Here is a 24528-nt window from a genome sequence, read left to right as displayed (position 1 = left end):
GAGAGAAGAACGGTGGCGTTCGTCGAATCAGGACTGGTCATCGCGAGATCGCCAGGCGTCGAGGAGGTCAGCGGGAGGGAAAGCGGTCCTCTCCGGACCCACACTCGACCGGTGACTCGCGGATCCCAGCGTCAGCCGGTAGCCCCCGCTGGGCGGGTGACCGGGACGATCGTGACGTGGTCCTCGATGCCGGCGAAGTCGTTGGGGTTGGTGGTGTACAGGGGCAGTCCGTGACGCGCTGCGGTCGCCGCGATCATGAGGTCGGCCGTCCGTCGGCGCGGTTGTCGGCCGATTGCGTAGACCGAGGCGCAGATCAACCCGAACAGTCGTGCGGCTTCGCTGTCGTAGGGGAGCGTGTCGCCGAACGTGGCTTCGGCGTGTTGCAGTACAGCGATCCGGCGGGCGCGGCGGCCAGGATCGTCGGTGGCGTACGGCCCGCGTGAGAGCTCGCCAAGTGTGACGGCGGTGATGGCGGACTCGACAGGAAGTTCGGCCGGATCGAACAGAGAGAAGGCCGCGACGATGCTTGTGTCGAGAACGCCCCTGGCTCGACGGGTCACAGCCCGGTTCCTTCGAGCGGGTCGCCGGAGAGTTCGCCGTCACCCCGGACGACGAACCTCGCGGATACCCTGGTCCCGGTGAACAACCGCTGGCCGTTCGCCGAAGCTTGGACGCGGCACGCTGGTCGCCGAAAGAGCTTACGGTCCAGGTGGATCCGAGGTTCGCGCCGGGACGAAGGTCTTTTGTCCCAATGCCAAGGTGTACGTGGTGAACGGCTATCCCGGCACGGGCATGGAGGTCGTCACAGTCATCGGACGTGGCCGCGGCCGGAGCCCCCGCCTGGTCCGAGCCGACATGCCGACGAAGCATCTGACGAACTGGCGAGTGCGCCTCGTGTACAGCCCGGCCGTACTACGACGGATCACCGACCCCGATATCCGCTTTCTGGGTTCCCTCGTCGCCGATGAGTCGCCAGATCCTGGATCAGCCGAGTATCGGAAGCGGCTCGAGCGCTTGGCCGCCGTGTGGCCGTCAGCGCACGGCGAAGCCGCTTCCCGTCCGGACTCCGGGAGCTGACTTCATGGCGCGGGGCGCAGCTCCTCGATCCGATCAGTCGGCGTCTGCGGTACCGTTCGATCGGTCCAATTCGTGCAGAACCTGTGCTGATAGAACGCGTCGCGAACCAGGAGCTGATATGGGCACAGCGGTTGATCGGAAGGCGTGGCGAGAGCTGGTCGACGGGCTCGTCGAGCAGAAGCGGCGACTTGTGACGTTCGGAGACCATGAGTCGGACACGATGCCGAAGCCGGGTGCGAGCGAGGAGCAGCTGCGGGCGGCGGAGTCCAGGCTGGGGCGTCGGCTCGATCCGCAGTATCGAGAACTGCTTTCGGTGGCCAATGGATGGGACCACTTCTGGATCAGCTACAGCCTGCTGGGCACCGAGGACATCGGCTCAGGTCCGCGCTGGGAATCGGGGTTGACGCAGGCTGGGATCTGGTTCGACGACAACGACTGGGGAGACGAGATCGGCGCTCCCAACGACCCGGCCAGCTTTCAACTGGTGGTCGAGAACGACAACGGCTACAGCGGCAACGTATTCCTGTTCGTCGGCCCGGCGTCGGATCTGCCGATCGGTGCGGCGGTTCCGCTGCCACCGGAGATGACCTACCCCGATCTGTACAGCTACGTCCGCGCCCAGCTCGACAGCATGACCGCCGACGCCGATCAGGCCACGTTGGGCGAGTATTCGGAACCCTGGCAGGGCCGCAACCTCCGTGCCGCCCCGCCGACAATGGCCGAGATCGTCGCGAAGATCGGCGAGTTGATCCAGAGCAGGAATCCTGACCGCCCCGCACCGTTGCGGGCCGGTGCGACGGTAGCGGAGCTGGACGCGCTCGACCGTGAACTGGGCGGCAGGCTGCACCCCGAACATCGGGAGCTGCTGTCGGAGTCGAATGGACTTGCCACCCCGTATTGGGGCCTCGGGGACGTCCTGTCGGTACAGGACATCCGTGACGGGGTTCGGTGGCGAGAAGAGTTGGCGCGCAAGCAAAGCGACGAGGACTACCGGTATGATCCGCCCGCCTGGACCGCCGAGGCCGCCCAGATCCTGGCCTCCGGGCAACAGCGAGACAAGCCGGCCCCGCTGGTCGAACGGGTCGGATATCTCCCGACCATCCCGTTCGCGATGTCCAGCACGACGTTCTACGGCATCGACATCACCGACGGCTGTGTCCGGGATCTTCTGCAAGACGGCGAGTACTTCACCAAGTACGGCCGACGTCCGGCCATGGGGCGGACCGTCCGTGACCACCTGCTGAAGGGTTGCCGGGACCTGTGGTGGCTCTCCCGGCTGCGCACCGCCGGTCAATAGGGCCACCCGCCACCGCATCGACACCAGCGATGGCCGGGTCCGCGATTGTTCGCGGCCTCGACCAGCGGCTCGCGCTGATCGAAGGCATGGGCGTGGCCCTCCCGGACCGAGCAACCGGGTTGATCATGCCGGGGGTCTCGATGCTGGCGAAGTCTTCGCGGTTGGGGGGCGTGGTGATGACGTTAGGCCGACGGCATCGGACACGCTGCTGGTCGTCGAGGTCGTATCACCGAATACGGTGACCGCGGATCTGGTGGAGAAGCGCGCGGAGTACGCGCGGCTGGGCATCCCCTACTACTGGATCGTGCGCATGGTGCAAGACGACGGTCCCGCGGCGTCGATCGAAACGTTGCGGCTCACCGCCGAAGGGATCTACGTCCTGGAGAGGATGTCGTTGCGGGCGCGTGGAGATGCGACGGCGATCGATGCTGCGGATCCACTCACCGTGACCATCAGCTGGAATCAACTCGATCTCGGCTTGGACTGACCCGACGGTGGTGGGCTGAGCGGCTGCTGGGCGCGGACCGCGGCCGCCATGCCGCGTGAGGTGCCGCGCGAATACCTCGACAGGCATATGCTCGTGGTAACTGGCACGTTTCGTATCGAGGTCGTCGTGGCGCATATCGATCCGCACACCACGCAACGCGACCTGAGCGCAGGGTTCGCGGCGGAGCTCGAGGCGGGCGGGTTCAGTGCGGCTCGGGAGATCGGGCGGGGCGGGTTCGGGGTGGTGTATCGGTGTTTTCAGGCGGCCCTGGACCGGACCGTCGCGATCAAGGTGTTGACGGCGGATCTGGATTCCGAGGCGCTCGAACGGTTCGTGCGGGAACAGCTCGCCATGGGGAAGCTGTCGGGGCATCCGAACATCGTCACCGTATTCGAGGTGGGGTCCACCGCGACGGGGCGGCCCTACATCGTGATGCCGTACCACGGGCACGGGTCGCTGGATGCGCGGATTCACCAGCACGGCCCGCTCGAATGGCCGGATGTGCTGCGTATCGGGGTGAAGATCGCGGGTGCGCTGGAGACCGCGCACCGGCGCGGACTGCTGCACCGGGATGTGAAGCCCGGCAATATCCTGCTCACCGAATACGGCGAGCCGCAACTGGCCGACTTCGGAATCGCCCGGCTGGCAGGCGGTTTCGAGACGACGGCGGGCACCATCACGGGATCGCCCGCCTACACCGCGCCCGAGGTGTTACAGGGGCAGGTGCCGGATGCCACGGCCGACGTGTACAGCCTGGCCTCGACCCTGTTCTGCGCGGGGACCGGGCACGCGGTGTTCGAACGCCGCAACGGTGAACAGTTGGTCGCGCAGTTCGTGCGGATCACCCGGCAGCCGCTGCCGGACCTCGGTGACGCCGGCCTACCGCCCGACCTGATCGGCGTGATCGAAACCGCCATGGCCCGCGATCGCGGTGAACGCTACCCCAGCGCAGCGGATTTCGGGACTGCGCTGCGCGAGGTTCAGCTCCGGCTCGGGCTCGCACCCGACGAGATGCCGCTGCCCGTCCCCGCCGCGGACTCGCTCGCTCCGCGCCCGGCCACCACCCCGACCGGACGGCGCCGCACCACCACCCGCACCACCCCGCCGGTACCCGCCACCCGGCTGCGGCCACCGGAACGCACCCGGCCGCTGGTCGAACGCCCCCGTCTGCTCGCACCGCTCCGGCACGGATGCGACCGCAGGCTCGCGGTCATCCACGGCCCCACCGGCTTCGGCAAGACCACCGTGGCCGCGCAGTGGTGCGCGGCCGTGCGTGCCGAGGGCGGGTCGGTGGCGTGGCTGACCGTCGACAGTGACGACGACAATGTGGTGTGGTTCCTCTCGCATCTCATCGAGGCCGTGCGCGCGGTCCGGCCCGCGCTGGCGCGGGAACTCGGCGAACTGCTCGAGGAACACGGCGACGAGGCCGGACGTTTCGTGCTGACCGAGCTCATCAACGATATCGACCGGCGCGGTGAGCAGCTGACCGTGGTGATCGACGACTGGCACCGCGTCGCCGACCCCGGCACCGTTGCCGCACTGCGCTTCCTGATCGAAGGCTCCAGCCCCGTCCTGCACCTCGTGGTGACCAGCCGCAACCAGACCGGGCTGCCCATGAGCGCCATGCGGGCCCGCCACGAGCTGGTCGAAATCGGCCCCGCCGCACTGCGTTTCGACTCCGATGAAGCATACGACCTGCTGGTGCGGCTGGGTGGGCTGGACCTGGATCGCGGCGATGTGGAGGACCTCACCGAGTCCACCGGCGGCTGGGTCGCTGCCCTGCAACTGGCGGCACTGTCGCTGCGCGGCAGCGACGAACCGGGACGCCTCATCGCCCAGCTGACCGGCCGCCACCACGCCATCGGCGCGTTCCTGGCCGAGAACGTGCTCGACACCCTGGAACCCGAGACGCTGGACTTCATGGTGGCGACCTCGATCACCGAACGCGTCTGTGGCGATCTGGCTTCCGCGCTCACCGGAGTTACCGACGGGCACGTGCTGCTGGAGCGGATCGAACAGCAGGACCTGTTCCTGCGCCGTCTCGACGGTGGTCGCTGGTTCCAATACCACCATCTGTTCCGGGATTTCCTGCGGCAGCGGCTCGAACATGATCTGCCCGAACGTATCGACCTGCTGCATCGGAACGCCTCGCGCTGGTTCGCCGAGCATCGGCACGTCAGCGAGGCGGTGGATCACGCGCTGCTGGCCGGGGACGAGACCGGCGCCGTCGACATCGTGGAACGCGACGGCATGTCACTGCTCGAGTACGGGCAGATGGCCAGCCTCATCGGGCTGGTGAACAAATTGCCCCCGGCGGTCATAGAATCGCATCCCCGACTGCAACTGGATCTGGCGTGGGCGAATATCCTGCTGCACCGCGCCGACGCGGCGGAACGCGCACTGCGCCTTGCGGAATCGACCTTCGACCACGACGGCCTCGACGCCGACGCCACCGCCCTGCTGCGCGCCGAGGCGGGCGTGGTGCACGCGGTGGTGAGCGTGCGCCGGGATGTGCTGATCGGGGTGGAGGAGATGCTGGCGCCGTGCTTCGCGCGCGCCGACGAACTCTCGCCCTATGTGGTGGCGATCGGGGCCAATGTGGCCTGTTTCGCGGCGGCCTACCGCTACGACTTCGACGAGGCGGTGCGCATCCAGGACTGGGCGGCACCGTATATGCGCCGGAACAAGGGGTTCTACAACAAGGTGCACGGCCTGTGCTTCCTCGGTCTGGCGGCGAGTCTGCAACTCGAGATCGAACGGGCCGAACACTACTTCCGGGCCGCGCTGAAGGTGGCGAAGCAGTCCGGCGGGAGCCACTCCTACGGTGCTCGGCTCGCCGGATCGCTGCTCGGTGAACTGCTGTACGAGCGAGGCGAGATCGGTGTGGCGGAACGGCTGCTGGACGAGGGCTACAAACTGGGGCCGGACGCCGGGGTGGTCGACTTCAAGCTGGCCCGCTATGTGGTCGGGGCGCGGATCAAGGCCCTGCGCGGGGACCGTGCCGCCGCCATTCGCCGACTGAACGAGGGCGCGCGCGTGGCGCATTCGATGTCGCTGCCCCGACTGCGGGCCGAAGTGGAGAACGAGCGGCTGCGGCTCGGCCTGCCCGCGCATCCCGACTTCGGTCCGCTGCCGGTGGTCGATTACGAGCGGCGTCGCGAGCCGATGGACGAGATCGACGAATTCACGGTGCTCTACGAGGAGTTCACCGCCATCCGGCTGCTGCTGGCCGAATCCTCGCCCGCCCGTGCCGAACTCGCGTACCGCTGGGCGCGGGAGTGGGTGGATCGGCTCGAATCCGTGCACCGGCCGAGGGAACTGCTCAAGGCCCGGCGCATGCTCGTCGCCTGCCTGGCCGCCACTGGACGCACCGAGGCCGCGAAGGTACTGCTGGCCACCGTGTGCGCGCAGTGCGCGGAGCACGGGTCGGTGCGCTACATCCTCGACGGCGGGCCGCATGTGGTGGCGACGCTGGCCGCCCTGCACGAGGATCGGGTCGCCGGTCGATGGCGGCCGGAATGGCCCGAGGTGCCGGACGGATTCCTGCGGTCGCTGGTGGAAGCCGAAGCCGCACAGACGCTCTAGCCCGAGCGTTCGAGTCTCGGGGTGGCGCGGCGGGACGCGCGGCACCCGGGACGGCCGGGACCCGTGGCCCCGTCCACCGATGAGCGCGTTCAGGCGTCGGCGATGCGCACACCGGGATGATTGGCGCGTTGGTTGCGGGCGGCGAGTTCCACCGTGCGCGCGATGCGCCGAGCGCGGGTCTCGGGGCGTTTCGCGCTGGCGATCCATTCCAGGATCAGGCGTTTCGAGGACGGTGGAAAGCGGCGGAAGTTCGCGTCGGCCACGGTGTTTCGCTCCAGCGGGCGTCGCAGGTCGGTGGGGATGGCGGTGGCGGCCGCATCCGGCAGCGGCTGCCAGGTTCCGTCGGTGCGCGCACGCTCGATCACCGCTCGACCTCGCTCGGTCATCAGTCCCTGCTCGATCAGGCGCGCGGCTCGGTCCCGGTTGACCTTGCTCCAGGTGCTGCGCGGGCCCCTCGGTGTGAATCGCAGTATCGAACTGTCCGCGTCGTAGGTGCGGTGCACGCTGTCGATCCAGCCGAAACACAGCGCCTGCTCCATGGCCTCGTGCATGCGCACACTGGGAATGCCGCAACCGACATGCCGGATCACCAGCCACGCCTCGGTGGTCGTGTGGCTGTGTTCGGCCAGCCAGGCGCGCCATTCGGCCGCATCGCGTGCGACGACGGTGGTCATCTTCTCGTCTCCTTCTCGATGGATGTCGAGAACTATCCTCCGCACATAAGTGCTCATCGAGTGAGCGCTTATGTGCGTGGATGACCTGGCCAGGGGCGCGCGCCGCGCGGTAACGTCGAGAGCGTAGGCGCCAGGCTCGTCGAGGAGGCCGCCGTGTTCGTGGCTACCGTGATCGTTTCCATTCTGCTGGCCGTGCTGCTGTCCGGTTCGGCGTTCGTCAAGCTCACCCGGCGGGAGCCCTTCGTCCAGGGCTACACGGCCATCGGCGTACCGGATACCTGGCTGCCGTGGCTGGCCGGGGCGCTGCTGGCCGGGGCCGCCGGGTTGATCGTCGGGCTCTGGTGGGTGCCCATCGGTATCGCCGCCGCCATCGGGCTCATCGCCTACTTCCTCGGCGCGATCGGATTCCATGTTCGCGCCACGGATTGGAAGAACCTGGTGGCCCCGCTGGCGATGACGGCGTTGTCGGTGGCCGTGCTGCTGCTGAGAGTGCTCAGCATGTGAAGTCCGCACTGCGCCAGATCATCCCGGCACGCGACGGGCCCGCGAGAACTTCAGCTTCGGTGCGGGCGCCGACCGGGCACACGCTCGTGCCCGAGTGGGTCGGCCGCTGGCCCGCACGGGTCCGGTAGCGGCTCGGCGTGCGTAGCGGTGGTCCGCAGCGCCGCGAGCAGCCTGCCCGCCTCGGCGACGACGAGAGGTAGGGCGGTGGCGGGATCCTCGGTGCGCGCCAGCATCATTCCGCCCTCGCAGAGCGCGCCGAAGACGAGATGGCGGCGGATCTGGAGGTCGCCGGGGGATAGCTCGCCCTCGGCGGTCGCCAGGGCCAGTCCGCTGGTGAGTACGCGCAGGGTGTGGTCGGATTCGATCTCGCGCACGGTGTCCCAGCCGAGTACGGCGGGGGCGTCGAGGACGACGATGCGGCGGAAGCGCGGCTCCAGGCTGCGTTCGAGGAAGGTGCGGCAGCCGGTCAGCAGGGCGGTCCAGGAGTCGGGAGCGGCGGCGGCGACCTGCTCCAGTTCGGCTGCCATCCATTCCTGTTCGGCGATGAACGCGGCGCGGAAGAGGGCTCGCTTATCGGTGAAGTGGTGATAGGCCGCGCCCTTGGTGACACCGGCCGCGGTAGCGATGGCGGCAATGGAGGTGGCGGCGTAGCCATTGTGCCCGAACAGGTTTCGGGCGGCTGCGACGAGTTTGCCGGTGGTGGTGTCCGACCGTTCGGCTTGGGTGCGGCGCGTGCTCACGCACTCAATGTATCCGCCGACGGATCATTGACTTGCGTACTCGGGGTATGCAAGTCTCGAAATGCGTACCCAGAGTATGGAAGTTGATCACCATGACGAGCTACGCCATTTACGGGGCCACCGGCCACACCGGCCGACTGGTCATCGCCGAACTCCTCTCCCGCGGCAAGGACGTCATCGCGTCCGGCCGCGGTCCCGACAAACTGGCCGCCCTGGATTCGATCAGCACGGCGGGCTCGATCGCAACGCACACCGCCGCCGTGGACGACGCCGAATCGCTACGCGCACTTGCCGATACCGCCGATGTGATCGTCAACTGCGCGGGCCCGTTCGCCGTCACCGGTATGCCGGTCGCGCGGGCCGCGGCCGAGGCGGGCTGCCACTACATCGACCATTCCGTCGAGGTGCACCCGGTGCGGCAGCTGTACGACACCCTCGCCGAGACCGCGCAGCGCGCCGGGATCACCATGATCCCGAGTCTCAGCTTCTACGGCGGCCTCGGCGACCTGCTCGCCGGTGCGGTGGCGCGCGGGGTCGCCGACATCGACCGCATCACCGTGGCGTACGCGGTGACCAACTGGAAGATGACCACGGGAGCGGTGAATACGGCCCGGCTGCTGTTCGCCGACACCGAGCGCGTCGGCTTCGAGAACGGGGAACTGCGCATCGGATTCGTGGAACCGCGCAATGCGGTCTTCGCCTTCCCGCCACCCGTCGGACCGCGTACCGTCATCGCGCCCGTCCCGTTCCCGGAGGCGTTCACCGTGCCCCGGCACACCACCGTGCGTTCGGTGGAAGCGCAGCTCACCGCCCGCACCTTCGAGGAGGAACAGGCGTTCGCCAGTGAACACCTCGACGCCGCCGACCGCGCCGACAGCGAATTCACCATTGCCGCACAGGTTCTCGGCGCATCGGGATCGGCATCCGGCACGCTGCGCGGACGTGATCTCTGGCGGGCGGGTGCGCTCGCCTCCGTGGAGGCCGCTGTCCGCGTCACCGGAGGCGCGGTGAAGAGCGGCGTCGTCAGCCCGGGCGAAGCGTTCGACGCGCCGGAATTCCTCGGCGCACTGGCCGATCGGGGCGCGTTCACCGTCGACCTGCCGACCGGATCCTGAGGAGGACGGCATGGAACCGATACTCGTCACCGGCGCGGCCGGCGGCACCCAGGGCTCCACCGGTCGCCGGGTCGTCGAGGCACTGCGTCGTGCCGATCGGCCGGTCCGCGCCCTCGTGCGCGCCGACGACGCCCGCGCCGCCGAACTCCGGGAGCTGGGCGCGGAGGTCGCCGTGGGCGATCTCCGCGAGATCACCACCGTGCTGCCCGCCGTGCACGGGGTGCGCCGCGCGTACTTCACCTATCCGGTCACCGCCGGAATGCTCGACGCCACGGCGGCTTTCGCCGCGGCCGCGCATCGCGAACAGCTCGAACGCGTGGTCGCGGTATCGCAGCTCGGTTCGGATCCGCAGGCGGGCACCCCGCACATGCGCAGGCACTGGGTCGCCGAACAGGTCCTCGACCGCGCCGAGATCGGGGCCGTGCACCTGCGGGCGGCGGTGTTCTTCGAGAATCTGCGGGTGGTGGTCGAGCACAGCGGCGCTCTGGCGCTGCCGCTCGGCTCACCCGATACCGTGCTGCCCCTGATCGCGGCCGAGGACGTCGCGCGGGTGGGCGCCGGCCTGCTGCTGCGCGCCGACAAGGCGGACCCGGTGTACTGGCTCACCGGAGAGGTGCTGACCGCGGGCGAGGCGGCAGCGGCCTTCGGCGTGCGCTACGTCGACGTCGACCCGCGGGAGTGGGAGCGCACCGCCGCCGCGCGGTACCGGGACGAGGTCGTCGTCGAACACCTCTCCCACCTCTGGCGCATGTTCGCCGCCATCGGATCCGGCCACCAGCTCTACCGCGTCACCGAGGCCATCGCGGATATCGGCGGCCGACCACCGCTCACACTGCGCGAATACGTGGCCCGCCACCGCCCCGACGCCTGACCGCGACGCCACCCGGCCCGGGATATGCTGCGGCGGACACCGACCGCAGGGGGAGAGCCCGTGACCAGCGAACAATCGCAGCCGAACCAGCACCCGGACCTACGCCCGCCGTATCCGGAGCAGCCGTGGCACTCGGCGGCGGCTCCGGACGATCGGACCGCGCGGCCACACGCTACCGAGCGACCGCAGGCCGCCGCCGCACCGGACGACCGCCGGTCCGCGGCCGCACAGCCGCCTGCCGGTTCTCCGCCGCCTGCCGGTTCTCCGCCGCCTGCCGATACTCCGCCGCCTGCCGATACTCCACCGCGCGCCGAAGCGAACTCACCGGCCGAGACGAAGCCGTACCCTTCCGAGGCGTCGACCCGACCCGGCACCGCGTCGCCGCGGACCGCGGCGAATCCGCAGGCTGTCGATGCGTCGACGGGGCAGGTGTCCACGTCACCGCCGCGGACCGAGGCGAACATGCATGCCGACGCGAACCCGTGGGCGAACCCGAGCCCGCGGGCTGATGGGAACCCACCGCCCGTCGACCCGCCCACGCAGTACATGTCCACGCCCCCGCCGCACCTGCCCCCGCCCGGCGGCGCGCACCCCCCGCGACCTGCCGACGCACCCACACAGCAGGTGGCGACGCCGCCCTCCTACCCCGCCGCACCGACGTCCTATTCCGCCGGATACCCGGAATTCCCCGGCGCGCCGTCGTCGTACGCGGCCGCACCCGGGCATGATCCCGCCGCGCCGCCACCGTATCCGGCCGCGTACCAGCCGTATCCGGACGCCGCGGTCACGCCGCCGGGGCCGCCGCGTCCGGTCCGGAACGCCTACTACCTCATGCTGGCCGGGGCGGTGCTGACCGTCCTCAGTACGCTGATCGGCTTTCTGCAACTGCCGTCGCTGCGCGAGGAGATGGCCGAGACCACGGAGGGCGTGTTCACCCAGAGTGAGCTGGACACGCTGGTGGCGGTCTCGTTCGGGGTCGGCGTGGTGTTCTCGCTGATCTCGGTGGGGCTGTGGGTGTGGATGGCCTTCGCCAACCGGGCCGGGAAGAACTGGGCCCGCGTCACGGCCACGGTCCTCTTCGGCCTCTACACGGCGTCCATGCTGTTCGCCGTGATCGGCATCTTCATGCCGGAGGCGCGCACCACGGTGGTGTCCACGGTGTTCAGCGTGGTGCTGTGGTGCGTCGGCCTCGCCGCGGTGATCCTGCTGTGGAACAAGCAGTCCACGGCGTACTTCCGCCCGGCCCCCGCCGGGTACGCGCCCTACGCCGGACCGGCGGGAATGCCGTATCCCGAACAGCCGGGAGGGCCGTACCCCGGGCAACCTGCGAATCCGTATCCCGGCCAATCGGGAGCGCCGTACCCGGGGCAGCCGGGAGCGCCTTATCCCGGGCAACCGGGGGCTCCGTACGTCGGATCCGGTACCCCGCCCACGGCGGGTGGCCCGTACTCCGGTCCGCCGGGAGCCTGATCGGCCGCATCGGGAACGGGCGTTCTACCATCCTGTTCCGCGGTCGCGCCGGGGCCGGTTGCCGGTGGCCCGGCGCTCCTCGCGCTGGGCCTGCACCCGCTGCGCCTCGGCGCGCACCTGCTCGGCGTTCGCGCGTTCGCGCACCAGCCAGTCCGGCGGATCCGCCAGCAGCTCCGCGATCTCGGCGGCGGTCAGCGCGTCGGCGACCTCGGCGCGGCTCAGGCCGCTGTTGGTGATGCCGAGTTTGCGGGCGGTGATGTCGCGGGGGAACGGGCCGTTGGCGCGCAGGTCGGTCAGCCACTGCGGCGGGTTCTCGCGCAGTTCGTCGAGTTGGGCGCGGGAGATCGGAGTGCCGCGGAACTCCTCCGGCGTGGCGGGGAGGTAGACGCCGAGTTTGTCGGCCGCCGTCAGCGGCTTCATCAGTTGGGAATTCTGGTCCGGGCTCACCGACCAAGCCTATCGGGCGGGTCGGCGGGGCCGATCCGGCGGTTCAGTACGCTGTCGGGAATGACCAACGACGACGCGTCCGCCGACGCTCCTGCGCTGCGGGTCGGGTTCGTTCCCGGTGTCACGCCCACAAAATGGGAGCGCAAGTGGGGCGAGCGGTTTCCTGGACAGCGCCTGGAACTGGTCGTCGTCGCCCAGGGGGAGCAGGACGAGGCGCTGCGGTCCGGACGCGTCGACATGTGCTTCGTGCGGCTGCCCATCGACCGGGAGGGTATGCACGCCATCCCGCTCTACCGTGAGGTGCCGGTCGTGGTGGTGCCCAAGGACCACCCCATCTCGGTCTACGACGAGGTGAGCACCGCCGACCTGGCCGACGAGCGCGTGCAGGACACCGCCGATCTGGATGCCGCCGCCGGTGCCATCGAACTGGTGGCCGCCAATGTCGGGGTCGCCATCGTGCCGCATTCCATCGCCCGTCTGCATCACCGCCGGGATGTGGTGTTCCGGACGGTCACCGACGCACCCGACACCCAGATCGCGCTGGCCTGGCCGGTCGAGGCGACCTCGGATACCACCGAGGAATTCGTCGGCATCGTGCGCGGCCGGACCGAGCGCAGCTCCCGATCGCCGTCCGGACGTGAGGCAACCGGGGAGCAGCCGAAGCGGTCGGTGCAGAAGCGGCAGAAGACGGGGAGTGGCCGACCGGCTGCCGGGCAGCGTGCGGGAGCCGGCCGGGGGCGTGCCGCGGGTGGGCGTAACGGTCGGCGCAGAGGTCGCTAGCTGCGCTTATAGCCTGTGAGCTATACCGCTTCGGTCCGTTTTCGATGGTTTTGTGACGTAGATCATGCACACTTCCTCGAATGCCGAAAGTTGGCCCACTACGGGACTTTTCAGACCTGCGGTCTGGTTCTATTGACGCTTTCCTAACATTCAGCACTTTCTAAGTTACTTTTCAGCAACAATCTGCTGGACACTTGACCACGGGTGCTCACCGAGGACCCGCGCTCCAGAAGTTGGATGCGCGAAACGCTGTTTCGAAAGCGACGCACACATATGAAGTTCACGAAGGTCGCCGCAACCTCGGCCCTGGTCATCGCGGCACTCGGCATTGCCACCGGCACCTCCTACGCGGAGCCAGCCCCGGCTCCGGCCCCCGCGCCGGGCGTCATCCCCTCGCTGATCGACGGTGTCAACCAGGGTGTGAACCAGGTGCTGCCGGGAATTCACTGGCAGACTCGCATCGAGGGCGACGCCGTCGTCGTCGAGACCGACCATGGCTCCCTCGCCAATGACAACGGCCAGTTCCAGGTGCGCGACGACGCCGGAAACGTCGTCGTCGGACTCCCGCTCGCCTTCACGATCGGTGATCTCGAGTACCCGATCGACGCTGCCATCGACGGTCTGCGTGCCACTCTGACCCCGCGCACCGATGCCGCGCACCCGGTCGCGGCGGACGGCAACCCGCTGCGCCACGATGTGGTCCGCCAGGACGCGTTCGATGACGCGGTGTCCGCGGCCGCGACCCAGTTCGGCATCATCACTTCGATCGGCACCCTCATCGGCACCATTGTCGGCGGTGGCGCGGGATGCCTGCTCGGTGCGCTGGCAGGTGGTGCCGCATTGGCGATCGGTGGCGTCACGATCATTCCGGGTGCCCTCATGGGCTGCATCACCGGTGCGGGCATCGGCATTCCGCTGGGTGCCGCCGCGGGTCTGGTGCTGACCGGCGTGCCCGCCGCGATCGTGGTCGGCATCGGCTTCGTGCAGCGCATCAACGCCCCCGAGAACCAGTAAGTCCTACCGGGAACCGGTAGTTCCTATCGGTTGCTACGGCGAAACGGGCCGGGTCGCGCACAGCGACCCGGCCCGACGCGTACGTCCCGGCGCGTCTACCGCGGCTTGCGGGAAATGATCGAGTCGCGAATCAGCACGAACGCGAGCAGCGCGGCGAAGCCGATGGTGAACAGGTAACCGACATTGCCCGAACCGGAGGAAGCGCCCTGCGGGCCCTCGAACAGCATGCCGAGCAGAATCACGACGACCACCCAGCCCGCGATGCGGAAGGTGCGCTTCGACTCACCGCTCCAACCCCAGGCGGCGGAAGGAACCTCGGCCGGATCGACCTTGGTGACGACACCGGCGCTGTGGGTGGGTTCCAGTTCCGTGGCGGCCACTTTCGCTCCTTGATGGCTCGATTGATTGCTGGCCAATATGGTGGCATACGACCATGCGTCGTAGCCAGCAGGGTGGCGGTGACGCGGCCGGGGGATCGGCCGGATTCGATTCGGGAGACAATGAACGCGTGTCCGACGTTGTGAAAGTCCTGCTGCTGGGCAGCACCGGTTCCATTGGCACACAGGCGCTCGAGGTGATCGCCGCCAATCCGGATCGATTCGAAGTGGTGGGCCTGGCTGCGCGCGGCGGCAATACCGAACTGCTGGCGAGCCAGATCGCCGCCACCGGTACCGGAAACGTGGCGGTCGCCGATCCCGAGGCCGCCGCGAAACTCGGTGTGCCGCTGGCCGGTCCGCACGCGGCGGCGCAACTGGTGCGCGATACCGACGCCGATGTGGTGCTCAACGCGCTGGTCGGCTCGCTCGGGCTGGAGCCGACCCTCGCCACCCTCGAATCGGGTCGACGGCTGGCCCTGGCCAATAAGGAATCCCTGGTGGCGGGTGGCTCGCTGGTCACTCGCGCGGCCGCGCCCGGACAGATCGTGCCGGTCGACTCGGAGCATTCCGCCCTGGCCCAGTGCCTGCGCGGCGGCCGGGCCGAGGAGGTGGAGCGGCTGGTGCTCACGGCCTCCGGCGGTCCCTTCCGCGGCTGGACCACCGAGATGCTGGAATCGGTCGATCCCGCCGCGGCCAAGGCGCATCCGACCTGGTCCATGGGGCTGATGAACACCCTGAATTCGGCGAGCCTGGTCAACAAGGGGCTCGAACTCATCGAGACGCATCTGCTGTTCGGCATCGACTACGACCGCATCGACGTGACCGTGCACCCGCAGTCCATCGTGCACTCCATGGTCACCTTCACCGACGGCTCCACCCTGGCCCAGGCCAGTCCGCCGGATATGCGGCTGCCCATCGCGCTGGCACTGGGCTGGCCCGACCGGGTGCCGGGCGCGGCGACGGCCTGCGATTTCTCCCAGGCGGCGACCTGGACCTTCGAGCCGGTGGACAATACGGTGTTCCCGGCGGTCGAACTCGCCCGCCGGGCGGGTAGGGCGGGCGGCTGCGTGACCGCGGTCTACAACGCCGCCAACGAGATCGCGGTACAGGCGTTCCTCGACGGCGTGATCCGATTCCCCGACATCGTGCGCACGGTGGCGCGGGTCGTCGAGTCCGCCGACCGCTGGTCCGCGGAACCCAGTACCTTGGACGAGGTGCTCGCGGCGGATACGTGGGCGCGTGACTGTGCCCGCGCCTTCGTGCGCAACTAGGTAGGAGGATTCGAGACCGCATGGTGTTCGCGATCGGCTTCGCACTGTTCGCGCTCGGTATCACCTTCTCGGTTGCCCTGCACGAATGCGGCCACATGTGGGCGGCGCAGGCCACCGGGATGAAGGTGCGGCGCTACTTCATCGGCTTCGGCCCCAAGGTGTTCTCCTTCCGCCGCGGCGAGACCGAGTACGGCCTGAAGGCGCTGCCCCTGGGCGGTTTCTGCGATATCGCGGGCATGACCGCCCTCGACGAGCTGGAGCCGGAGGATCTGGATCGGGCCATGTACCGGCAGGCCACCTGGAAGCGCCTGTTCGTCATGTCCGGCGGCATCATGATGAACTTCCTGCTCGGCTACCTCCTCATCGTGGTGCTGGCGGTGGGTTGGGGACTACCGCATCTGACGCAGCCGCCGGAGACCCAGTTGGGTGCGATGGGCTGCGTGGCGAGCTACGCGCCCGACGGCACGCGCCAGGAGTGCACCGGCGACGGCCCCGCCCAGCGCGCCGGATTGCAGCCCGGCGACCTGGTCACCGCGGTCGACGGCACCCCCGTCGACACCTGGAACGACTTCCGCGCCCTGACCGAGAAGCAGACCGGTGAGTTCACCTACACGGTCGAGCGGGACGGTCGGACCCTCACCATTCCCATCACCCCGGAGCGGGTGACGGTATACGACAAGGACGGCCGGTCCGAGACCGTCTCGAAGGTCGGCGTCGGCCAGGCCACCGCGGGCCCGCCGGTCGAGTACAGCCTGCCCGGCGCTTTCCCCGCCGCCGCGGCCTTCACCGGCGAACTCGGTGTGAAAACCGTGGAATCGCTGGCCAAACTGCCCGCCAAGGTCGGCGCCCTGGTGGATGCCGTCAGCGGCGGCGAGCGCGATCCGGAGACCCCGGTCAGCGTCTACGGCGCCAGCCGCATCGGCGGTGAGACCGCCGAACGCGGCTACTGGGGCATGTTCATCCTGGTGCTGGCCAGCCTGAACTTCTTCCTCGGCGTCTTCAACCTGCTGCCGCTGCTGCCGCTCGACGGCGGACACATGGCGGTGGTCGTCTACGAGAAGATCCGCAACCTCTTCCGCAATCGCCGCGGCCTGCCCGACGGCGCACCGGTCGACTACCTGAAGCTCATGCCCGCCACCTATGTGGTGGTGGTACTCGGCGGCGCGTACATGCTGCTCACGCTGGCCGCCGACATCGTCAATCCGATCACGCTGTTCCCGTAGCGGAAGCCGACGGGTCGGGCTGGTTACCATCGGGTGTGCGCAGCGGATTCGGAGCGGGCGGTTTCATCCGCGAGGTGGTACCGGCTCCGACGCCGCGGCCGTCGGGGTACCCCTTCGATCTGCCGGTGGTGCGGCATCTCGATCGGGTCGGCGCGCTGGCGCTGTCACCGACGGTGACCTTTCTCGTCGGTGAGAACGGCAGCGGCAAGTCGACGCTGATCGAGGCCATCGCGGTCGCGGCCGGGATGAACGCGGAGGGCGGCAGCCAGAACTACCGGTTCGCCACACGCGCGTCGGAGTCGGAACTCGGTGACCACCTGGTGCTGCGGTGGGGCACCCGCAAACCGCGCAGCAGGTTCTTCCTGCGCGCCGAGTCGTACTACAACGTGGCCACCGAAACCGAACGGCTGGGGCCGGAGCAGCTCGCGGTCATGGGCGGCAGATCACCGCACGAGCGCTCGCACGGCGAATCGTTCGTCGATCTCATCACCCACCGATTCCACCCCGACGGGCTCTATCTGCTGGACGAACCGGAGGCGGCGCTGTCGCCGCGAGGCTGCCTGGCCGTGCTGGCGCTGCTGTCGGACCTGGTCGCGCAGCGGTGTCAGATCGTGGTGGCGACCCATTCGCCGATTCTGCTGGCGCTGCCGGGCGCCACCATCTACGAATTGGATGATGCCGACGGCATCGAGACCGTCGGCTACGACGACGCGCTGCCGGTACGCATGACCAGGGACTTTCTCGCCGCTCCGGAGCGCTATCTCGAGCACCTGCTGAAGCCGCGGTAGGCCGGGCCGGGGCGCTCACGCTGTTTCGGTGGCCGAGAGCTCGCGCAGCAGGCGGCGGCAGAGCCGGTCGGCGCGGCGGGTGGTCTCGGGCTGGCGGAATTCGGGGGTGAGGGCCAGCACCTGGGCGCAGGCGGTGTCCAGGTCGATGCGGTGACCGACCGAGACGAAGACCGGTTTGACGCCGGTGCGGGTGCGCAGGGCGCGGCCGACCGGTTCGCGGTCGATGGTGATCTCGCCGGTGCCGCCGCGTTCGGGGGCGGGTTCGGCGTAGTCGCCCCAGGCGTTCTTGGCCACCCCGATGGTGGGCAGGTCCACCAGCAGGCCCAGGTGGCAGGCCAGGCCGAAGCGGCGGGGGTGGGCTAGGCCCTGGCTATCGCAGACGATCAGATCCGGTGTGGTGGAGAGCTTTTCGAGGGCGGCGAGGGTGGTGGGGAGTTCGCGGAAGGCCAACAGGCCCGGGACATAGGGGAAATCGGTGGTCCCGACGGTGGTGGCGGTGTCGACGGTCTCCAGCGTGGCGGCGTCCAGGACCACCGCGACGGCCACCACATTGCCGTCGTCGTCGTAGGCGGAGTCGAGTCCGGCGATCGTCCGGAAGTGCGGTGGCGCAGGGTTTTCCGTGATCACCAGCGGCCGGAGACGGTCTTGGAGGGCGATGGCCTCATCGGGGGTGACCGGCCACGAATCAGGAATCTGCACTTTCACTTCCGCCGGGTTACCTTTCGCCCTCGAGAATCGAATACTTACTGTATGCGGCTGCAAGTGACCGCAGGGCAACACCGCTTCCAGGGCAGGCGTCGGCGCAGGCTACGCTTGTCGCCGCTGTCACAGGGCGGCCGGTAACCCGACGTCGTTAGACTCGGAACCGGAACGGGTGAGGACAAGATCGCAACACGAAAGTAGGCAGCCGATCGTGAGCAGTGCCATCGCATTGGGGATGCCGTCCGCACCGGCGGCGACCCTCGCGCCCCGGCGCAAGACCCGCCAGCTGATGGTGGGCAAAGTGGGGGTGGGTAGCGAATTCCCCGTCTCGGTGCAGTCCATGACCACCACACGGACCCATGACGTCAATGCCACCCTGCAGCAGATCGCGGAGCTGACCGCGTCCGGCTGCGATATCGTGCGCGTGGCATGCCCGCGGCAGGAGGACGCCGACGCCCTCGCCGCCATCGCGAAGAAGTCCCCCATTCCGGTTATCGCCGATATCCACTTCCAGCCGAAGTACATTTTCGCCGCCATCGACGCGGGCTGTGCCGCGGTGCGGGTGAACCCCGGCAACATCAAGGAGTTCGACGGCCGCGTCAAGGAGGTCGCGGCGGCGGCCGGAGCCGCCGGCATCCCCATCCGCATCGGCGTGAACGCGGGCTCGCTCGACAAGCGCATGATGGCCAAGTACGGCAAGGCCACCCCGGAAGCGCTGGTGGAGTCGGCGCTGTGGGAGGCGAGCCTGTTCGAGGAACACGGCTTCGGCGACATCAAGATCTCGGTCAAGCACAACGACCCGGTGATCATGGTGGAGGCGTACCGCCAGCTGGCCGCGCAGTGCGACTACCCGCTGCATCTCGGCGTGACCGAGGCCGGTCCCGCCTTCCAGGGCACCATCAAGTCCGCCACCGCCTTCGGCGCACTGCTATCCCAGGGCATCGGGGACACCATCCGCGTCTCCCTGTCCGCCCCGCCGGTGGAGGAGGTGAAGGTCGGCAACCAGATCCTGCAATCGCTGAACCTGCGCCCCCGCAAGCTCGAGATCGTGTCCTGTCCGTCCTGCGGTCGCGCGCAGGTGGACGTCTACACCCTGGCCAACGAGGTCACCGCCGGGCTCGAGGGGATGGAGGTGCCGCTGCGCGTGGCCGTCATGGGCTGCGTCGTCAACGGCCCGGGTGAGGCCCGCGAGGCCGATCTGGGTGTGGCCTCCGGCAACGGCAAGGGGCAGATCTTCGTCAAGGGCGAGGTCATCAAGACGGTGCCCGAACACCTCATCGTCGAAACGCTCATCGAGGAGGCCATGCGGTTGGCCGAGCAGATGGGCGATGCCGCCGGTGCGGGCGAGCCGGTGGTCAGCGTCAGCTGAGCGGACCTGGGCAGACGCTGAGGCTTTCGGCATACGTGGGGCGCATTTTCACAACTCGTGGCAGGCTGTGAACGTGCGGAGTGTGCTGGAGCCGACTCGCCGGACCAAGGTCTCCGGTGTCCGTCAACTCGCAAACCGCGATCTGACGCAGGTATTGCGCGTGCTCGACACCGATCCGGTGGCGAGCTGCATGGTAGCTGCCCGGCTCCAGGAATACGGCCTGGATACCCGGGGTGGCTACGGGGAGCTGTGGAGCCGCGGCGGACCGGGGAATTCGCTGTGCTTCTCCGGGGCGAATCTGGTGCCGCTGCGCGGCGCCCCCGATGATCTGCGGGCCTTCGCCGACCGTGCGGTCCGCGGCCCCCGCATCTGTTCATCCATCGTGGGCCGCCGGGAGCTGGCGCTGCCGCTGTGGGAGTTGCTGGCGCAGCGCTGGGGTCCAGCGCGGGAGCTGCGCGCCGAACAGCCGCTGCTGGCCCTGGATCGCACCGCGAGCGCCGCGCCGGATCTACGGGTGCGGCGGGTGCGACCCGAGGAGCTGGACCGCTACCTGGTGGCCGCCATCGCCATGTTCACCGAGGAGATCGGGGTCGATCCGCGCGCGGGGGACGGCGGCCGCAGCTATCGCCGCCGCGTCGCCGGTCTCATCGAATCCGGACGGGCGTGGGCGCGTTTCGAGGACGGTGAGGTGGTCTACAAGGCCGAGGTGGGTTCGCTGTCCCGGCGCACCGGCCAGATCCAGGGTGTCTGGGTGCATCCGGAGCGGCGGGGCGCGGGCGTGGGCACCGCGGGGACGGCGGCGGTGGCCAACGCGGTGGTGGCCTCGGGGCGGACCGCGAGCCTGTACGTGAACTGCTACAACGAGGTCGCTCGGCGCGCCTACGCCACCGTCGGATTCCGGCAAATCGCTACATTCGCGACAGTGCTGCTGGACTGACCGCGCGCCGCGGTGTGACGTGTCCGGCGAAATCCGTTCGCGTGCAGTGTGTCACCGCCGGTTTGCGGGTGGTTGCCTCTACCCTCGGTGCCGATGTCGACGCGACTGCTGACCCTGCTCGTCGCCGCGGCGGTGACGCTCGCCGCGGTCGGATGCTCCACCGCCCGACAGCGTCCGGTGACCACCGCCGAGGCGTTCTTCGACGCCTTCGCCCGCCATGATGTGACCGCCGCCGCCGAACTCACCAACCTGCCCGAAAAGGCCGGTCCGGCATTGGCTTCCGCCTGGGAGAAGCTACAGGCCGAGGGGCTCGAGGTGACCACCGGCGACACCCGCGTTTCCGGTGACACCGCCACCGTCGACTACAGCTACGCGTGGCGGCTGCCCCGCGACCGCATCTGGACCTACGACGGCCAGCTGCAGCTGGGCCGCAGCGAGGGCCGCTGGACGGTGCGCTGGACCTCGTCGAATATCCATCCGCGCCTGGGCGATACCCAGACCCTGGAACTGCGCTCCATCCCCGCCCCGCAGGCCCGCGTGAACGAACGCTCCGGCAGCGACGTGCTGATCCCGGGCACCGTGCACCGCATCGTCTTCACCCCGGCGCAGGCCCGCGATCCCGCCTACGTCGCCGATGCCATTGCCGCCGCGCTGAATCCGATCCTGCCCAAACTCACCGGCGACGGGATTCTGAAGGCGGCGCGCAAGGCCGACGGCGGGGTGTACCCGGTCGAGGTGCTCACCGAATGGGAGTACAACCTGGTGGGCGCGAATCTGCTCGGTCTGCCCGGGGTCACGGTGTCCCAGCAGTGGGATATGGTCGCCACCGATCGCGATTTCGCCCCCGACCTGCTCTCTCAGGTGCGCAAGAGCATTATCGACGATGTGGACGGCCGGGCGGGGTGGAGTGTGGTCACCCGCAACCGCAATGGCGTGGACACCGGCCTGCTCACCGAGGTGCGTCCGCAGCCCGCGCCGTCCTTCTCGCTGAGTCTGGACCGTTTCGTGCAGCTCGCCGCGCAGCATGCCGTGGACGCGCGCCGGGAGCAGGCCATGATGGTGGTGTTGCAGCCGTCCACCGGTGCGATTCTCGCGGTGGCGCAGAACCGGGAGGCCGATCGGGACGGTCCGGTGGCCACCTCCGGTTTCTATCCGCCCGGTTCGACCTTCAAGACGGTGACCGCCGCCGCGGCCATGAACACCGGGCTGGCGACGCCCGATACCGTGCTGCCCTGTCCGAGCCGAATCATCATCGGCGAGCGCACCATTCCGAACTACAACCTCTTCACCGTCGGTGATGTGCCCATGGCCACCGCCTACGAGCGCTCCTGCAACACCTCCTTCGCCAAGCTGGCCAGCCGCCTGCCCGCCGACGCCCTGCGGTCGGCGGCGGCGCAGCTGGGTATCGGACCGGACTACACGGTGGTCGGCCTGCCGACGATCTCCGGTCAGGTGCCGGAGTCGCAGGACCTGGTGCAGCGCGCGGAGGACGGCATCGGCCAGGGCAAGGTGGTGGTGAGCCCGTTCGGCATGGCCCTCGCGGCCGCCACCATCGCGCACGGTTCGGCCCCGGTGCCGTATCTGATCTCCGGGAGCAAGACCACCGTCGACGGGCAGCGGCCTCCCATCGATCCGGAGGTGGTGGCGGGATTGCGGCGGATGATGCGCCAGGTGGTGACGGGCGGTACCGCGGAACGCATCGCCGATCAGGGTGAGGTGTACGGGAAGACAGGTGAGGCCGAGGTGGAGGGCGGCTCACATTCGTGGTTCATCGGTTACCGCGGGGATATGGCCTGGGCGACGCTGCTCGTCGAAGCGGGCAGCTCGGACAATGCCGTGGCGGTAACCAGGGAGATGCTGACAGCGCTGCCACCGGGTTATTGACCCGGGAGCGATCAGCGGGTGGACTGCGTCTGAATGGAATATCGGCCCGAGGCGAGCTTCACGCAGGCGGCGGGTCGCACCACGCCCCCGTCGGCCTCGAGCACGACGGGCTGTTGCTGGGACAGGTTGCGCACCGCGGGCGCGGGACTGGATTCGTCACCGAGTAGCTCGCTGGCTCCGGTTCCGGCGAGGATGATCCCCACCGTGGTGATGAGCAGAAAAGCCGAACGTTGCATGTCCTACTCCCTGGATGTGGGGCGAGTGAGGAGACCCGAACGGTCTGTTTCGGTAAACCGGTACTGCTTTAGGATTGGCTGACTGTTTGCCGCCGAAACAAAACGTTAGATCGCTCTCATTGACGGCACAACCCATGAGTGCGCTCCCGCACACCCGTCCACATGTGGTGATGCAGGTCACATACCTAAAAGTAGGTTCGGAAAATTTCGTCCGAACCGCGAGGATCGCTCGACTCGCGTCTCAGGTGTCGCGTCTCAGTTGTCGCGACGCAGCGTCGCGGCGAGATGGTGTTGCAGCGGCTGTCCGACCGCCGCCATGCGCAGCGTGTAGTCCAGGGTGTCGCCCGACAGCGCCAGCGAGCGGCCGAGCGCCGTCACCGATTTGGCGGTGCTGCTGCGTCCGATGCTGGTCGAGTCCAGTTCCATGCGCAGGCCGTCGCCGTCGGCGACCAGGCTGCCCTCGCAGATCTCGGTGATCCCGGTCGGGTGGGCCAGGATGAGTTCGATGCGATCGGGCCCGTTGGGCCGCAGGTAGCCGGTTTCGGCGTGCAGGGGCCGGCTGCCGTCGGCGGCGCGGGTGCGCTGCCGGTAGGTGAGGAACGGGCGGCCGACATGGCCGAAGTGCACTTCCTCCAGATAATCGAACGAGTCGATGGTCGGGTACTCGCCGTGTCCGCCGCCGCGCCAGGTGCCCAGCAGCGGGGCGAGATGGGCGATATCCGGATGGGGCGCGACAGGGGTCTGGGGATCGAGCACGGCGGTCAGCATAGTGCGCCCGACCGGCGACCGAGTGATCTCGACGCGCGTCGGCGGAAGTTATTCGCGCAAGGGGTCTGGATGGGCGGGGCGGCGTTCGCGGGTCAGCGGCGGCTGGCCCGCCGGTAGCCGATGGCGGCGGGCACCGCGAACAGCGCGATCGCGCTCATCGACCAGATCAGGGTGAGGGTGAGCGGCCGGGCGAGCGGCCCGCCCTCGGCGAGGGCGCGCATGGTGTCGACGGCGACCGACATGGGCTGGTTGCGCACCACCGGTTGAATCCACTCCGGATAGGCGGGCAGTGGGACGAAGCCGGTGCTGAAGAACATGAGCAGCGAGGTGATGATGGTGATGCTCTCCACCAGCGTGGCCTTGGCGGTGAAGACGGCGATGGCGATGACCAGGGTGGCGAAGGCCAGCCCGAACAGCACCGGCAGCGCGAAGAACGCCAGCGTGGCGAGGGGCCCCTGATGGAACCGGAAGCCCAGCGCCATCCCGAAGCCGATGATCACCACGGTGCCGCCGAAGATGCGGCAGCCCTCGGCGATGATGCGGGCGGCCAGGCCGGAGGCGCGGTGCACGGGCAGCACCCAGAAGCGGGCGAGCAGCCCGGCATTGCGTTCCCGCCCGAGCATGACGCCGCTGGCGATGGTGCCCGACAGCGCACCGACCAGCGCGACCATCGGCACCGAGCCGTAGAGGGCGCTGCTGCCGGTGAACTTCTCGATCTGGCTGCCCACCACGATGTCGAGCATGAGCAGCAGCAGGCACGGGATGATGAGTGTTTCCAGCAGCGTCACCGGATCGCGCAGCCAGCGCAACAGCAGCCGCTGCACCTGAATCCAGGTGTGGCGCACCAGCGCGACGGGGGAGCCCTCGGCCTCGGGGGCGATGGTCGTGGGTTCCGGCATGGAGATGGCCATG

General features: G+C 68.9%; 24 protein-coding genes. 15 read left to right on the top strand and 9 right to left on the bottom strand.

From position 1 onward, the window contains the following. Positions 1-131 precede the first annotated feature (131 nt). On the bottom strand, positions 132-560 hold the full coding sequence (locus tag QJS31_RS16590) for a type II toxin-antitoxin system VapC family toxin (protein WP_282779827.1): 429 nt from the start codon (positions 558-560) through the stop codon (positions 132-134). Between the two features lie 635 nt (positions 561-1195). Between QJS31_RS16590 and QJS31_RS16585 the strand changes: the two genes are divergently transcribed. From QJS31_RS16585 to QJS31_RS16575, 3 genes are all read left to right on the top strand, one after another. Then, positions 1196-2374: an SMI1/KNR4 family protein gene (locus tag QJS31_RS16585; RefSeq protein WP_306357092.1), complete on the top strand. Its 1179-nt coding sequence runs from the start codon at positions 1196-1198 to the stop codon at positions 2372-2374. Positions 2375-2390: 16 nt separating this feature from the next. Beyond that, positions 2391-2861 (top strand): Uma2 family endonuclease, encoded by a 471-nt coding sequence (locus QJS31_RS16580; protein ID WP_306357201.1) that lies wholly within the window; start codon positions 2391-2393, stop codon positions 2859-2861. Between the two features lie 126 nt (positions 2862-2987). Beyond that, a complete protein-coding gene (locus QJS31_RS16575; RefSeq protein ID WP_306357091.1) occupies positions 2988-6446 on the top strand; it encodes a serine/threonine-protein kinase in 3459 nt (1152 codons plus the stop codon). A gap of 89 nt (positions 6447-6535) precedes the next feature. On the opposite strand, the gene QJS31_RS16570 is transcribed toward QJS31_RS16575, so the two are convergent. Continuing rightward, positions 6536-7120, bottom strand: a complete 585-nt coding sequence (locus QJS31_RS16570; RefSeq protein ID WP_306357090.1) for a YdeI family protein — start codon at positions 7118-7120, stop codon at positions 6536-6538. Positions 7121-7279: 159 nt separating this feature from the next. Between QJS31_RS16570 and QJS31_RS16565 the strand changes: the two genes are divergently transcribed. Further along, on the top strand, positions 7280-7624 hold the full coding sequence (locus QJS31_RS16565) for a DoxX family protein (RefSeq protein ID WP_306357089.1): 345 nt from the start codon (positions 7280-7282) through the stop codon (positions 7622-7624). Between the two features lie 50 nt (positions 7625-7674). On the opposite strand, the gene QJS31_RS16560 is transcribed toward QJS31_RS16565, so the two are convergent. Next, complete coding sequence (locus tag QJS31_RS16560) at positions 7675-8364, bottom strand: TetR/AcrR family transcriptional regulator (RefSeq protein ID WP_306357088.1); 690 nt, start codon at positions 8362-8364, stop codon at positions 7675-7677. A 92-nt stretch (positions 8365-8456) separates the two neighbouring features. Here QJS31_RS16560 and QJS31_RS16555 point away from each other — a divergent pair, with 92 nt between their 5' ends. The 3 genes from QJS31_RS16555 (at position 8457) to QJS31_RS16545 (ending at position 11820) form a co-directional block, all read left to right on the top strand. After that, a complete protein-coding gene (locus QJS31_RS16555) occupies positions 8457-9479 on the top strand; it encodes a saccharopine dehydrogenase NADP-binding domain-containing protein (RefSeq protein ID WP_306357200.1) in 1023 nt (340 codons plus the stop codon). A gap of 10 nt (positions 9480-9489) precedes the next feature. Next, positions 9490-10350 carry an NAD(P)H-binding protein gene (locus tag QJS31_RS16550; RefSeq protein WP_282779814.1) on the top strand — a complete coding sequence of 287 codons (861 nt, stop codon included), beginning with the start codon at positions 9490-9492 and terminating at the stop codon, positions 10348-10350. 546 nt (positions 10351-10896) lie between these two features. Next, a complete protein-coding gene (locus tag QJS31_RS16545) occupies positions 10897-11820 on the top strand; it encodes a hypothetical protein (protein WP_282779812.1) in 924 nt (307 codons plus the stop codon). Positions 11821-11844: 24 nt separating this feature from the next. Here QJS31_RS16545 and QJS31_RS16540 read toward each other — a convergent pair whose 3' ends face one another. Next, entirely contained in the window at positions 11845-12267 is a 423-nt protein-coding gene (locus tag QJS31_RS16540) for a DUF5997 family protein (protein ID WP_282779810.1), read from the bottom strand. Between the two features lie 60 nt (positions 12268-12327). On the opposite strand from QJS31_RS16540, the gene QJS31_RS16535 reads away from it, so the two are divergent. Both QJS31_RS16535 and QJS31_RS16530 read left to right on the top strand, forming a co-directional pair. After that, positions 12328-13047, top strand: a complete 720-nt coding sequence (locus QJS31_RS16535) for a LysR family substrate-binding domain-containing protein (RefSeq protein ID WP_282779809.1) — start codon at positions 12328-12330, stop codon at positions 13045-13047. Positions 13048-13320: 273 nt separating this feature from the next. Further along, positions 13321-14061, top strand: a complete 741-nt coding sequence (locus tag QJS31_RS16530) for a hypothetical protein (protein ID WP_306357087.1) — start codon at positions 13321-13323, stop codon at positions 14059-14061. A gap of 95 nt (positions 14062-14156) precedes the next feature. Here the strand turns inward: QJS31_RS16530 and QJS31_RS16525 are convergent, their stop codons facing one another. Continuing rightward, positions 14157-14441 (bottom strand): DUF2631 domain-containing protein, encoded by a 285-nt coding sequence (locus QJS31_RS16525; RefSeq protein ID WP_039816066.1) that lies wholly within the window; start codon positions 14439-14441, stop codon positions 14157-14159. Positions 14442-14569: 128 nt separating this feature from the next. Between QJS31_RS16525 and dxr the strand changes: the two genes are divergently transcribed. From dxr to QJS31_RS16510, 3 genes are read left to right on the top strand one after another with little or no spacing between them, the layout of a single operon-like run. After that, positions 14570-15709 carry a 1-deoxy-D-xylulose-5-phosphate reductoisomerase gene (gene dxr, locus QJS31_RS16520; protein WP_282779497.1) on the top strand — a complete coding sequence of 380 codons (1140 nt, stop codon included), beginning with the start codon at positions 14570-14572 and terminating at the stop codon, positions 15707-15709. A gap of 20 nt (positions 15710-15729) precedes the next feature. Then, positions 15730-16932: an RIP metalloprotease gene (locus QJS31_RS16515; protein ID WP_306357086.1), complete on the top strand. Its 1203-nt coding sequence runs from the start codon at positions 15730-15732 to the stop codon at positions 16930-16932. A gap of 35 nt (positions 16933-16967) precedes the next feature. Then, positions 16968-17720, top strand: a complete 753-nt coding sequence (locus tag QJS31_RS16510) for an AAA family ATPase (RefSeq protein ID WP_306357085.1) — start codon at positions 16968-16970, stop codon at positions 17718-17720. A gap of 15 nt (positions 17721-17735) precedes the next feature. Here the strand turns inward: QJS31_RS16510 and QJS31_RS16505 are convergent, their stop codons facing one another. Further along, positions 17736-18419 carry an endonuclease V gene (locus QJS31_RS16505; protein WP_306357084.1) on the bottom strand — a complete coding sequence of 228 codons (684 nt, stop codon included), beginning with the start codon at positions 18417-18419 and terminating at the stop codon, positions 17736-17738. Positions 18420-18657: 238 nt separating this feature from the next. On the opposite strand from QJS31_RS16505, the gene ispG reads away from it, so the two are divergent. The 3 genes from ispG (at position 18658) to QJS31_RS16490 (ending at position 22612) form a co-directional block, all read left to right on the top strand. Next, positions 18658-19791 carry a flavodoxin-dependent (E)-4-hydroxy-3-methylbut-2-enyl-diphosphate synthase gene (gene ispG, locus QJS31_RS16500; protein ID WP_228808073.1) on the top strand — a complete coding sequence of 378 codons (1134 nt, stop codon included), beginning with the start codon at positions 18658-18660 and terminating at the stop codon, positions 19789-19791. A 73-nt stretch (positions 19792-19864) separates the two neighbouring features. Beyond that, complete coding sequence (locus QJS31_RS16495) at positions 19865-20728, top strand: GNAT family N-acetyltransferase (protein WP_244961307.1); 864 nt, start codon at positions 19865-19867, stop codon at positions 20726-20728. A 93-nt stretch (positions 20729-20821) separates the two neighbouring features. Next, complete coding sequence (locus QJS31_RS16490) at positions 20822-22612, top strand: penicillin-binding transpeptidase domain-containing protein (protein WP_306357083.1); 1791 nt, start codon at positions 20822-20824, stop codon at positions 22610-22612. Between the two features lie 11 nt (positions 22613-22623). On the opposite strand, the gene QJS31_RS16485 is transcribed toward QJS31_RS16490, so the two are convergent. The 3 genes from QJS31_RS16485 to QJS31_RS16475 form a co-directional block, all read right to left on the bottom strand. Further along, entirely contained in the window at positions 22624-22848 is a 225-nt protein-coding gene (locus QJS31_RS16485; protein WP_143982027.1) for a hypothetical protein, read from the bottom strand. A gap of 255 nt (positions 22849-23103) precedes the next feature. Continuing rightward, on the bottom strand, positions 23104-23616 hold the full coding sequence (locus QJS31_RS16480) for a peroxynitrite isomerase (RefSeq protein ID WP_051037548.1): 513 nt from the start codon (positions 23614-23616) through the stop codon (positions 23104-23106). Positions 23617-23708: 92 nt separating this feature from the next. After that, entirely contained in the window at positions 23709-24527 is an 819-nt protein-coding gene (locus QJS31_RS16475) for an ABC transporter permease (protein ID WP_282779490.1), read from the bottom strand. Position 24528 lies beyond the last annotated feature (1 nt).

This window comes from Nocardia sp. CC213A (assembly GCF_030766805.1).
In the GTDB taxonomy this organism is placed as follows: Bacteria; Actinomycetota; Actinomycetes; order Mycobacteriales; family Mycobacteriaceae; genus Nocardia; species Nocardia otitidiscaviarum.
This window is presented reverse-complemented; position numbering and strand designations above follow the sequence as displayed.

Coding starts and splice junctions, on each gene's coding strand:
- QJS31_RS16585 (WP_306357092.1), top strand. CDS start 1,196: ATGGGCACAGCGGTTGATCGGAAGGCGTGGCGAGAGCTGGTCGACGGG.
- QJS31_RS16570 (WP_306357090.1), bottom strand. CDS start 7,120: ATGACCACCGTCGTCGCACGCGATGCGGCCGAATGGCGCGCCTGGCTG.
- QJS31_RS16555 (WP_306357200.1), top strand. CDS start 8,457: ATGACGAGCTACGCCATTTACGGGGCCACCGGCCACACCGGCCGACTG.
- QJS31_RS16550 (WP_282779814.1), top strand. CDS start 9,490: ATGGAACCGATACTCGTCACCGGCGCGGCCGGCGGCACCCAGGGCTCC.
- QJS31_RS16545 (WP_282779812.1), top strand. CDS start 10,897: ATGTCCACGCCCCCGCCGCACCTGCCCCCGCCCGGCGGCGCGCACCCC.
- QJS31_RS16535 (WP_282779809.1), top strand. CDS start 12,328: ATGACCAACGACGACGCGTCCGCCGACGCTCCTGCGCTGCGGGTCGGG.
- QJS31_RS16530 (WP_306357087.1), top strand. CDS start 13,321: ATGAAGTTCACGAAGGTCGCCGCAACCTCGGCCCTGGTCATCGCGGCA.
- QJS31_RS16515 (WP_306357086.1), top strand. CDS start 15,730: ATGGTGTTCGCGATCGGCTTCGCACTGTTCGCGCTCGGTATCACCTTC.
- ispG (WP_228808073.1), top strand. CDS start 18,658: ATGCCGTCCGCACCGGCGGCGACCCTCGCGCCCCGGCGCAAGACCCGC.
- QJS31_RS16490 (WP_306357083.1), top strand. CDS start 20,822: ATGTCGACGCGACTGCTGACCCTGCTCGTCGCCGCGGCGGTGACGCTC.
- QJS31_RS16485 (WP_143982027.1), bottom strand. CDS start 22,848: ATGCAACGTTCGGCTTTTCTGCTCATCACCACGGTGGGGATCATCCTC.
- QJS31_RS16480 (WP_051037548.1), bottom strand. CDS start 23,616: ATGCTGACCGCCGTGCTCGATCCCCAGACCCCTGTCGCGCCCCATCCG.
- QJS31_RS16475 (WP_282779490.1), bottom strand. CDS start 24,527: ATGGCCATCTCCATGCCGGAACCCACGACCATCGCCCCCGAGGCCGAG.